This is a genomic window from Micrococcus sp. KRD026, from assembly GCF_017168445.1.
GTDB lineage: Bacteria > Actinomycetota > Actinomycetes > Actinomycetales > Micrococcaceae > Micrococcus > Micrococcus luteus.
Genome location: NZ_JABFBA010000015.1, coordinates 1 through 11,853, shown reverse-complemented (window position 1 = coordinate 11,853; position 11,853 = coordinate 1). Strand labels below are relative to the sequence as shown.

7 protein-coding genes are annotated in these 11,853 nt (G+C 66.5%); all 7 read right to left on the bottom strand.

What is annotated here, in order from left to right; all coding sequences use genetic code 11:
• Positions 1 to 208: 208 nt before the first annotated feature.
• Positions 209 to 2,749, bottom strand: a complete 2,541-nt coding sequence (locus J1M40_RS05695) for a DUF262 domain-containing protein (RefSeq protein ID WP_070708636.1) — start codon at positions 2,747 to 2,749, stop codon at positions 209 to 211.
• Positions 2,750 to 2,796: 47 nt separating this feature from the next.
• Complete coding sequence (locus J1M40_RS05690; RefSeq protein ID WP_070708635.1) at positions 2,797 to 4,848, bottom strand: DUF262 domain-containing protein; 2,052 nt, start codon at positions 4,846 to 4,848, stop codon at positions 2,797 to 2,799.
• A complete protein-coding gene (locus J1M40_RS05685; RefSeq protein ID WP_206450562.1) occupies positions 4,841 to 6,271 on the bottom strand; it encodes a DUF262 domain-containing protein in 1,431 nt (476 codons plus the stop codon). Before J1M40_RS05685 ends, J1M40_RS05690 begins: the two co-directional genes overlap by 8 nt.
• A 110-nt stretch (positions 6,272 to 6,381) precedes the next feature.
• Positions 6,382 to 7,308, bottom strand: a complete 927-nt coding sequence (locus J1M40_RS05680; protein ID WP_070708633.1) for a GIY-YIG nuclease family protein — start codon at positions 7,306 to 7,308, stop codon at positions 6,382 to 6,384.
• 1 nt (position 7,309) lies between these two features.
• Positions 7,310 to 10,573: a type I restriction endonuclease subunit R gene (locus tag J1M40_RS05675; RefSeq protein WP_206450561.1), complete on the bottom strand. Its 3,264-nt coding sequence runs from the start codon at positions 10,571 to 10,573 to the stop codon at positions 7,310 to 7,312.
• Between the two features lie 5 nt (positions 10,574 to 10,578).
• Positions 10,579 to 11,763, bottom strand: a complete 1,185-nt coding sequence (locus J1M40_RS12975; RefSeq protein WP_342356887.1) for a restriction endonuclease subunit S — start codon at positions 11,761 to 11,763, stop codon at positions 10,579 to 10,581.
• Positions 11,687 to 11,853: integrase core domain-containing protein (locus J1M40_RS05665; RefSeq protein ID WP_206450570.1), on the bottom strand; the 167-nt coding region annotated here is incomplete at its 5' end. The genes J1M40_RS12975 and J1M40_RS05665, both read right to left, overlap by 77 nt.

The window sequence follows — 11,853 nt, the reverse complement described above, 5'->3', positions numbered from 1 at the left end:
CCCATCACGGTGGCCAGCACCACCACCCAAACGGGCAAACCAGCTGGCCACCAGTGGGCAGTTCTGATGGCCACCAGCGGGAAGAAACACTGGCCGCCTATGGGCAGAACTCAATGGCCCTTGACACATGGTGGGGAGGCTAGTGGGTGGGGTGGACGGAATAACGACTGCGATGCCTCGTCAGGACCTGGCCCCCCCGGCAGGGCCGTCAGGTAGTCGTGTCGAGCTCCTGGACCGTGTGCAGGAACCACTCCAGCGCGTCGAGGAACGCCTCCTGCGCGGCGGCTGGCTGGAGGATCTCCGGTTTGATGGTCGGGCGACGGCGGAGAGCGTCCGGGCCGAACTCCACGCCAGGGACGAGGTTCAGGCGCTCCCGGAACTCGTCGAGGAGCGATCCATCGGTGAACGGAGCCCACTTCGCGAGGTGGTAGAAGACGACCTCGACGCCGTACGTCGGGTACAGGATCACGGGCCAGATGTTGCGGTCCGACGTGTGCGGAGCCACGAGGAAGCAACCGCCGGCGGCAGTGCCCACGAAGGCGGCCCGGCCGCCGCGCTCGACCCAGCCTCGTTGGATCTCGATCAGGGCGCGGGCCGATTCGGGATCGTTGTGGTCGTGGAGGCGATCGACCCAACGGTCCCGCAGGGCAGGGTCGTCGCCCGGGTCGGCGAGCGACCGAGGATCGGTCAGGTCGACGTCGACGTCGATGAGCTCGGCGAGCTGCTCCGCCGACAGCCGCTGGCCGCCGTCGGCATGTCCGTCCTCGGAGAAGCGCACCCCTTCGGCGGCGAGGACGTCGTGCGGGTCATCCGTGCGTTCTGGGTCCGTCCACCGGAAGGACGGCGACACGGTGCCTCCTGCCTGGAGCACACGATGAGCGTGCGGCAGGGCCGTCCGCGCGAGGTAGGTCCCCACGGGGACCGGATGGCTTCCGATCAGCCGTGCGAGTTCGCCGTAGGAGGTCCAGAACCCGGCGGGAATGGCCTCGACGGCGTCCGACAGCGTCTGCCAGGCCGTGTGGGCGACCCCGGAGGCGGCCTCTGCTGAGGGCCCCGGCCAGATGCCGACGATCCGGTCCGCCAGCCGCTCGGCGCGAGCACGGATCTGCGCGGGACCCCATACCGGCTCAGCGGAGATCTCCTGGTTCATGCGGATGCCGCTCTTGGCCAGCTCCGCACGCTTGACCGCGAAGGGCCCGTTGCTCAGCTCACTGTTGTACCCGGTGAGGGTGAGGTTGCCCAAGGTGTGCAGGAGCTCGGTGTGCACCTCGCGAAGGTCCTGGTGCGCCTCGAGCTGGTCGGCCAGAGCGCGCTCCCACTCCTCCGTGACGGTCTGCGGCATGACGTGCTCGATGGTCGCGCTGTCGAGGTCCACCGGCTCCTTGCTGCCGTAGGACTCCTCGATCCACCGGAGGATCAGCTTCCGGTGGGCCGCACGGCCCGTCGTGTAGAAGGGTGCCGTCATCACGGCCTGGCGGATCTGATCGTCGGAGGCGAAGTGCTTCCGTCCGCTGGAGAGGAAGCGTTGCAGGGCATCCGCCGGATCGTCCTGGCCCTGAATGTCGGCCGTGGCCGCGAGCAAGGTGGTGTTGAGACCGTCGGAGTAGCGGCCGAAGACGAGACGTCGGACCAGGTACGACTCGAGGTAGAGGAGCGCACGGGCCAGTTCGTCCGAGTCGATGTCCCCCAACGACCGGCGCTCCATCAGGTGCAGTGTGATCGGGAACGTCGTCGTCGTGCGCCAGGCGCGCAGGCGTGCCAAGCGGAAGCGCACTGCGTCGTCCTTCTCCTTCTCCGGGCGGAGCATGACGTCGTAGAGACGCCCCAACGCCAGGAACCGCTCGACTTCCGCCCTGACCTGCGACTCGTCCTGCAGGTCACGCATGCGACGCTGCTGCCCCGCGTAGATCTCCGTCTGGCGGACCTTGGGATCCTGTTGCACCAGGTCGAGCCAGAACAGGGCCTCCAGTTCCTCATTGGAGAGCAGGTTCTGCAACGGGAGCCACAGGGTGGTGTAGACCTCATCCGCCCGGGTGGGCAGCTGCATGAACAGGTAGTTCCTGAGCAGGTCGCCCTGGGTGAGCTTGAGGCCGGTGTTGTTCAGCGACTCGAAGATGCGGTGGGCGTTGTCGTTCTCCCCGGTGGTCACTGAGACGATCGACAGGCCGGCGACGACGGCGGACTCGACCTCCGCCAAGGTCAGCGGCTCCTCTTCACCGTCAGCAGACGGTTGGCTCAACCCGAGCAGCTTCGTCAGGAAGAACTGGTGGGCTTCGCTGATCCTGGATCCTTCGGCAGCGTCCGGGGCGTGCTCGATCCGCCCGCGGTAGGCGCTGCGGTCGGCCTGGGTGGGCAGGACCTTGTAGCGGAGATCGCCGTCCTCCCACTTGTTGACCAGGTACTTCTCGTTGACCCGATCGGCGTGCATGGGGCCTTCGTGCTCAGCCCGGTGGTCGCGGACAGCGGCGAGGAGGAGCGTCAGCGTCGTCAGCCGCTGCTGCCCGTCCACCACGAGCCACCGCTGGACGCCGCCGGGCCCGTTGTCCCGGAAGCCGGCGAGAACGAGGGAGCCGAGGAAGTGGGTCGCCGAAGGGTTGTCCCGCCGGTGGCCGGCGACGTCGACGACGTCCTCCCACAGGCGCTGCCACTGCGGGCGGCCCCAGGAGTACGTCCGCTGATAGAGCGGGACCGTGTACTGATAGGAGCCCCCGAGGAGCTCCTGAAGGGTGACTTCACGCGCGGCGACCATGTGACGAGCTTAACGGGGGGCCTCTAGGGCCAGATCGTCCCGCGATGTCAGGGCCGTTTGCCCTGCCATTCTTGGATCACCCGCCGCATGCTGTTCCCGTGCTCCTTGATCTGGGGGACGTCCCAGTCGCCCTCGGCGTGAAGGATGCCTGCCATGAGTTGGAACTTGAGGCTCTGCTCGTCCGAAGAGTACTGCTTCACCTTCGAGACGGGCATCAGGTTGTTCCGCTGAGAGTTCTCGCGTCGGCCCATGATGCACAGGTTCCCGAAACGGTTCACCTCCGTCGATGTCAGGACCTTCTGCCCTTCGCCAGGAACCACGGGATAGAAGTGCTCCACCGAAGTCCGGTACCGGAAGCGGAATGAGCCTGCGCGTTGGGACAGGACACTCCGTTCAACGTCGCCGAGTGCAGCCCCGAGCGCCCCCGCTTCGGCGGACGGATTACGTCCGAGATCCCAGAGGATGTAATCCAGCACGTTGAACACGAAGTTCGGGACCTTGACCCCAAGGTCCAATCCCTCGTCCGCGTCGTAGGCGCGAAGCCGCTCGCGGGCCAGGTCCTCCAGCATGCGTTGGAAGGCCTCGCCGTCCACGCGGTCCACCGGCCGCTCGGCGAGCCACCGGAGAATGCGGTAGAGGAAGTACTTGGACGCGCGGCGCGTATCCGTCACCTGGAACATGGCCTGCAGGTTTCGGACAGCCTCCTGGACCGCCGGGTCTTCGAAGGTGTTCTTCACTCCGAGACGACGTCGCCGCGACGACCCTTCCTCGGCGCCAGACTCGACCTTGAGGGCGCCCACGAGCACCCAGTTCTCCTCGTCCGCCCGGGTTCCCGTAGTCGACAGCGTCCTAATGACGTAGGTGTCCAGCAGGAACCGGATGCGGAGCAGCATGACGAGGAATCGCTTGGACCACCGGGCGTCGTCCTGGCGACGCTCGGCGAACTGTTCCAGCAGGGAGTTGTCCTCGAGACGGACGGCGTTCTTCGGCTCCTGACCCCACGCCGGCCGGCCTGAACCTGACGCCATCCCGGACTCCTCCATCACCCGCAGAACATGCAGCAAGAGGTTCGGAAAGTCGATGATGGTTCCGTAGGACCCCGTCTCATCGGAGCGTTTCTCTGCTGAGGCGCTTGTCCCCTCACCGGCACCCCGACTGGACAGCAACGAATCCAAGGACGTGCGTCCACCAAGTTCGGTCTCCGCAAGGCTTGGTTCTAGGGCGGCACGAAGGGACTCGAAATCCGTGGTGACGAGCGTCGACCATGTGTCACCGAAGACTGCATCTCTGGCCGGAGAAATGTCCGGGTCCAGCTGCTCCGACGCGAACTGAAGCTGAACCGGGCGGTCCAGCACGGCGCACGCATCCCAGACTTGAGCGAAGACCTGCCGCTCCGACTCATCACGCAGAGGTCGCATCAGCATTGCCTTCAGGACCTCGTGCTTCGCCAGTTGCTCTCCGCGGGTGTTCATCACCTCGAAGTAGTGGTTTAGGTCGGTGCCCTCAGGAAGCTCCGTCCGCAGCAGCCGAACATGGTTCCAGAGATAGGCGAGGTCGTCAGCATCAAAGACCACCGTCTGACCGTCAGCAGTCGCTTGGCGGTCAGTGGCGCGCTCGCAGGCCCCTCTGACCGTTTGGGCGGCAATCCCGATGGCTTCAACCTGGAATGCGCCGTGCCTGTGACCGCCCCGCCGGCGCAGGGTTGCGAGGTCTTCCCCCGCCTCCGCACGCCCCTCGTAGTCCAGGACAGCCAGCGCAACCGGGTCGAGCACGCCGGCCTGGGTGATCTGCTCCGCGACTGCGGCCAGGACCGTGAGCGTCGTCAGCCGTTGCTGCCCGTCGACCACCTCGTCGATCTGGTCTCCTGCGGGAGTCTGGGTCCGGTTCACCACCATCGCTCCGAGGTAGTAGTCCGAGACATTGCCGCGGGATTCGAGAGCTTTGGACCGCAGACGGGCACGGCGCACGTCCGCGAGAAGCGTGGAGACCTCGACCTCTGTCCAGGCATAGGAACGCTGATAGACGGGAACGCGGTAGTGACGTCCTGCCGCGAAGACCTCCCCGATGGTCAGAGTTTCCGGGGCGTTCCTCTCAGACATGGTGCGACTCCTCCTCCGGGTCCCACGGCCGGTCCGAGTAGAGGCGCCTGACCGGTTCCGGCGCATTGTCGACGTCGCCGGGACGAGCAGGCACGCGCCCGGTGATCGCAGCCGGGTCCATAGTGCCCATCATCAGACGGAACAGGTTGACCTGCTCTGGCGAGTCCACGGCCTTGTTCAGCCCCAGCGCGTGCAGCTCGGTCGAACGTGGGTAGACCCGGCGCAGACGAGTCCTCAGCGCAAAGGCGTGTCGCGCCAGAACGAGGGCCGCGCGCTCGAGGTCCTCGGCTCCGAAGCGGTCCGCATAGGCCAACAGTAGAGCTCCGTAGAGCTCCTGCGTATAGCGATATCCGGCGCCGTTGCCTGAAGAACGTACGAGCCCCGTGATGGCATGGACCCGCCGGATCTCACGATGGCGACGGGCATCGTCCTGGACGGTCTGGTCTGCTTCGGTCGCGGAGACGCCAAGCGTTCTGGCCAAGCTCGTGTAGTGCCGGACGAATCGGAAGAACATCTCGCCGTCGATGATCGGCTGGGAAAGCTGGAAAGGGAACTCCAGCGGAGCGAGGGCTCCGTGGGCGATCAGCGCCGCATTCCTGGTGTTGTAGTCATCCACGTGCGCTTTGGCCATCAGCAGCCCATGTGCCCAGGGGAGCCGCCCGAAACTCGCAGCCCCAGCCGAGATGCCCTTGAACGCCCCGATCTGTGCGGATGTGAAACCGTCCCTCGGCAAGGACTCACCGGCGGACCAGCGGACGACCGGATAGAGCAAACGCGAGAAGAGGTGGTTGATCTCGTCCGGCGGGGTGGACTCCCAGTCCTTCACGGCCGCCATGATCGCGCCGCGGTCGGTTGTCGTCTCTCCGTAGGCGCGGAGGTGGTAGGCCTTCAGCAGATCCGTGGGCAGGAGCGGCCGGCCGCGTGTGTTCTGCGAGTCGAACATCTGGAAAGCGGCGTCGAGGTCGGTGACGGTCAGCCGCACCAGCGTGCACCGGTCGAGGAAGTAGTCCGCGAAGTCCTCGACCTCGGTGCTGTCCCAGGACCGGAATGTCTGCAGGATGAGGCGGTGGTTCTCGATGACGTGGCGCTCCGACACGTCCCGGCGGCCCGGCGGCAGCTCGATGGCCGCCGCGCTGTCCAGGGCCGCACGCTGGTGCTCGGCGCGCTCGGCAGTGTTGCCCAGGACCTCCTGCAGTGCGAGCGCGATCAGGGCGAAGGTCATGTACCGCTGCTGGCCGTCGACGATGTCCAGCCAGCCGTCCTCGGCGTGCACGATCATGGTGCCGATCCGGTAGGACGCGGCCGCACGAAAGCGACGGATGTCCTCGACGAGCTGCCCCGTGTTCGTCGTGGACCATGTATAGGGCCGCTGGTACTCGGGTATACGGAGACGAGGGTCGCGCAGTACGTCCGCGACGGTCATGACGTTCGCGGTCAACGACCCGGAGCGCCCCGTCCCCGGCTCTTGGGCGTCGCTCTGGGCACCCCGCGGATGGTCGACGGCGGCATCCAAGGCGGTCGGCCGCGTCCTCATCAGGCGCCGTCTTCCATGGGCTCCGGCGCGGCCGAGGCGGCCTCGACCTCGCCGAGGGTTCGCCCATCCGGCGCCCGCCATGAGGACGGCCCGCTCATGCTCCCGCCGGCCACGAATCCGGCCGCGGCCGAGGAGCTGGTGAAGGAGACGTCCTCGGTCAGCACCCCATCGGCACCGATGTGGTCGGCGAAGCGCTCCCGGCCCGCCCGGACACCGGGGGGTGCGCTGGGCCGCAGCCCCTCCATGAGGCCACTGCCCCGCAGGACGACGAACCCGTCCGGCGTCGGGTGTCCCTGGGCTCTGACGCCGTTGACCGTCATGGTGAACAGGGTGCGCTTCGGCTCCGCTTCGGGCGCCTGGGTGGCCCGGCCAGCCGCGGCCGCGGCATGTGAGCCGTCGGCGCTCTCGAAGACGCGGTGCCCCAGGGCGCTGATCAGGAGCTTGGCCTTGTCGGCGTACTCCTCCAGCTCCGCCCTCTTCTCCTGCGTGACGTTGCCCTGGGAGGGTGCCACCGCATTGTCCACGGTGAAGCGCCCGGCCGTGGTGGCCGCCTGGTGGAAGTAGTGCTCCAGGTAGGTCACTTCCGTTGGGCCGAAGGTGTCCCCGAGGGTGGAGAGGAGAATGGCCCGGTTCCAGAAGTCGTGCGCCTCCCTCCGGACGTGCTCCCGGATCCTGCCCACCAGGCCGTTGCCGTTGGCCCGCCCGACAGCCTGCCCGACGTAGACGACGTCGTCGCCGGAATCGGCGTCCTGCCCCAGCAGCAGGTACACACCGGTGCCTTCGAACGCCTCGGGGTGCCCGTCCGCGTTGAGACTGGTGCGTGGCACCACGTAGACGAGGCCCGTCCAGTTGTCGAGGGTGCACTTCAGCCGACCGGTGGGTGCACCGTCCATCAGGAAGACCTGCAGTGTCTTGGGATGTGCCATCTCAGTTCCCCTTCCGGACGCGCGACGGCGTCGCACTCGCCCTTTCATCGACGGAAGTACCCTGCGAAGGGGCCGTTTCGTCAACGAAAACGGCGGACCGTCCATGAGCAACGTCCACCGGCCCGGCCCCCTCGCTCCGCACCTTCCAGTACAAGTACTCGCCGATCGCGGCGACGATCATCTTCGACGGGTCCCCGCCCCTGCCCACGATGTCCGTCATCTTCGCAAAGGCGTCCTCGTTCGCGTACACGGCGCCCATCGCCGACCGTTCCAGGTTCGGGCTCGCCAGGAACTGCTCCAGCGAGTTCGCTCCGGCCTGCCCCAGCAGCTTCTCGTCCTCCATGAGCGGCGCCACGAGGGCACTGACCCACGCCTCCTGCTGGGACGGGGAGGCATCCACGCCTTCACCGGCGAAGATCTCGTTGATCTTCTCGATCACTTCCACCAACGGCCCGCGCTGCTTCTCACGCACCTGCCCGCCTCCCACAGCGGTGGTCCCCTTCAGCGCGGCCCCACCGGTCAGCCCGATGTCCCCCGAGGACGTCTTCTTCTGCCGGATGCTCACCAGCTGCACGTCGCTCAGGTCGATCAGCTCCTCACCGCCGGGCTGATCGCTCACGAGCTGCACCAGGTGCCGCAGGAACAGCGCCCGCTTGTAGTGCTCGGTGTCCCCGAACTCGTAGATCTGGGAGAGGAAGTCGTAGAGGCTGACGAAGGACCGCATGTCCTTGCGCGTCAGCACGAGCTCGTTCACGCGCGTCTCGTCCTGGTTCATCCGCGCATGCGCCAGCTCCTTGCGGAACCGGTATGCCACGGGCTCCAGCGCGGCCTGCAGGCCCTCCTGCCCGCTCCCCGGCTTCCAGGCCACCCACACGTCGGCGAATGCGTCGACCTCGTCCCAGTCGTACACGCCCGCGGCGTCGAGCTTCGTCCCCAGGTCGTGGATCAGGTTCGGGTCCGTCACCGTCTCCAGCTTCGCGCCGGCGTAGTACGGCTCGAAGGCGGCCTGGATGTCGTCTTCGGAGTTCACGAAGTCCAGCACGTAGGTGGTGTCCTTGCCGGGCGCCGCACGGTTCAACCGGGACAGCGTCTGCACGGCCAGCACGCCGGAGAGCTTCTTATCCACGTACAGAGCGCAGAGCTTCGGCTGGTCGAAGCCGGTCTGGTACTTGTTGGCCACGATCATCACCTGGTAGCCGTCCCCGTCGAACGCCTTCGCCAGGTCGCCGGTCACGGACGGGTTCATGGACCGCTCGGTGACCTTCTCGAGCCCGAAGTCGTCGTCGGTGATCTCGCCGGAGAAGGCCACCAGGGTGCCCACATCCGTGTACCCCATGTCCTGGATGTACTGGTCCATCTGGCGCTTGTACCGGACGGCGGCGGCGCGGGAGTCGGTGACCACCATGGCCTTGGCCTGCCCGTCGAGCAGCCCGGCCACGTTGGCGCGGAAGTGCTCCACGATGATCTTGACCTTCTGCGCGATGTTCGTCGGGTGCAGCTTGACCCACCGCATGAGCTTCTTGCTCGCCTCGGTCTGGTCCACTTCGGTGGTCGGCTTCCCGACGGCGGTCCGGTCGCCTTCGGGACGAAACTCGCCCTTCTGTCCGGCCAGGGCCAGCTTGAAGGCGGTGTCGTAGTTGGTGAAGTTCTTCAGCACGTCGAGGATGAACTCCTCCTCGATGGCCTGCTGCATGGTGTACCGGTGGAAGGAGGCCGGGATCTCCTGACCCTTCTCGTCGTACTCGCCGGAGGGGCGGCCGAACATCTGCAGGGTCTTGTCCTTCGGCGTGGCGGTGAACGCGAAGAAGCTGATGTTCTCCGGGCGTCCGGTGGCGGCGACCTCGGCGGCGAGGATGGACTCGGTGTCCACCTCTCCGCCGTCGTCGAGGTCGGCCTGCTCGTCCGGGGTGAGCACGCGCTTGAGCTTGGCTGCGGCGGATCCGGTCTGTGAGGAGTGCGCCTCGTCCGCGATGACCGCGTAGGTGCGGCCGGCGAGCGTCGAGTCGCCTTTGAGGAGTTCGAGCACGGCGGGGAAGGTCTGCAGCGTCACCACGATGATCCGGTTGCCCTGCAGCAGCGTCTGCTTCACCAGGGCGGACTTGCTGGTGGCCTCTCCCCCGAGGTTCTTGCGGTCCACGGCCACCACGGTGCCGGAGGTCCGCTCGATCTGCCGGACGGCCTCCTGGAGCTGATCGTCCAGCACGGTGCGGTCGGTGACCACGATGACCGAGTCGAACACCCGCTGCTCGTCCGCCCCGTAGGTGGAGAGCAGGCGGTGGGCGGTCCAGGCGATGGTGTTGGTCTTGCCGGAGCCGGCGGAGTGCTCGATCAGGTAGGACTTGCCGGCGCCCTCCTCACGGACGGCGGCGAGCATCTCGGTGACGGCCTCCCACTGGTGGAAGCGCGGGAAGATCAGCGTGGGCTCCCGGCGCGAGCGGCCGTACTCGTCTTCCACGGTCTCCTTCTTGAGGAAGACGAACTTCTGGAGGATCTCGAGCCAGGTGTCCCGCTGGAGAATCCGCTCCCACAGGTAGGCGGTGGCGGAGCCGTTCGGGTTGAGCGGGTTGCCGGCGTGGCCGTCGTCGCCTTGGTTGAACGGCAGGAAGAAGGTGTCCTTCCCGGCCAGCTTGGTGGTCATCCAGACCTCGCGGTTGGAGACGGCGAAGTGGACCACGGCGCGGGTGCCGAACCCGAACAGTGGTGTGGCCTTCGGGTTGCGCTCGCGGTACTGCTTCTTCGCGTGGCCGATGGACTGGGTGGAGTCGGTCTTAAGCTCGATCGTCGCCACGGGCAGGCCGTTGACGAACAGCACCAGGTCCACGGACTGGTTGGTGGCCGGGTTGAAGTGCACCTGACGCATCACGCGCAGCCGCATGCGCTGATAGGAGGCGACGGCGGCCGGGTTCAGGTTCGTGGCCGGCCGCGGCTCGGCCATGCGCAGGGTGGCGGAGGTGCCGACCTTGAAGCCCTTGCGAAGCACGTTGAGGGTGCCGCCGACGCCGGTCTCCTGCGGCTTGTTGAGCACCTCGATCAGGCGGGTGGTGATCTGGTCCCGCTGCGCCTGCCGCGCAGAGGCCGGGGCATCGGCCTTCACGATGCGCCCGTAGTCCTCCGGCTGGTTCTCGGCCAGCCAGGCGTGGACGTCCTCGGGGAAGAGCGCGTTCTTGCGGTCGTAACCGGCGTCGTTGGCCGAGTAGAGCCAGCCGTGCCTCTCCAGGTACTCGCAGATGTAAATCTCGAGCTCGCTCTCGTTGTGGATGGCCATGGCCGTCAGTCCTCCGTGGGGATCTCGATCTGGACGGTGACGGCGGCAGTGATGAGCGCGGCACGACGCTCCTGGGCGAGCTCGATGAACCGCTCCGCCTTGGCGATCAGAGCGTCGATCTTCGCGGTCTCGCGGTCGAGGTGGTCGGCGATTTCTCGTTGCTCGTCGAGGGGAGGGACAGGGAATACTTCTGACATAAATGACGCCATATCGAGGTTCTGAATCCCCGTGGTCTGGTTCACTGACTTCCAGGTCAGCCCAGACGTGTATGCCCCGTTGAGTGCGTAAAGCCAAAAGCGTGCGTGTTGATCGGGACGAGGCCGCAGCCGAACGATGAAATTGGCGAAGATCGACTCCTCATCCGATTCGTAGCTGACCACGAAGCCCACCGGGTTGATACCGGTACCGCCGGACTTCTCCATCAGGAGATCGCCACGCCGAAGCGCGGCTTTGGCCCTCTCCGACGGAGTGACGCTCCGAATCGTCGGTGCCGTTCCGACGCTCAGGGTGGGGCGGTCAAAGTCCGCAACCCGGACGACTCGCACGTCGGTGCCATCGCCGACCTCATCAGAGCCCCAATAGCCGGATTGCACATCGGTCAAGACGCGCTTGATCGGCAACTCCGACCAGTGTGCCGGCATGTCCTTGAGCCACGAGGATGCGGACTCTCCACGGTCTCCGTTCGCCTGCATCCCTGAGGTGGCCGCGACGATGGCCGTTGCGCGACGACGGCGCAGGCCCGCGACGAGGCCCCGCTGTTTGTCGATCAGGGCGTCGATCGCGGCGGTCTCGCGGTCGAGGTAGTCGGCGATTCGCTGTTGAGCATCGGCGTCTGCCGCGGGGATCCGCAGGCGCCCCAGCTTCTCAGCCGTGAGGTGGGCGATTGAAACGGCATCACAGTAGACGGAAAAGTAGCCCGAGTGTCTGATGGCTGACAGCACATAGGCGAGAAACCGCCCATCCACCCCATGCCGAGGTCGAAGGCGGTTCACCGAGTTCTGGAAGATGACTCCGGGCAGGTCTTCTCGCAATACCGCTGCACGCCCAACACTGCCGCCCTCGCTAACGACAACATCGCCGGCACGAAGGTCGAGAGCTACAGCTTCGAGAGGACTAGCTGTAGGAGGGCATGACGTTGTTGACTCGGGTCGGTGCCAGTGAGGCCGGAGGAGCGTCTCCGCAGGAGGTATGAGGCCGATGGTAGTTGTAGTGGTTCACCCACACCGCCAGGGCCTCACGCCGAGCTTGCTCTGAGGAGTACGGGCGGGCGTAGAGGACCT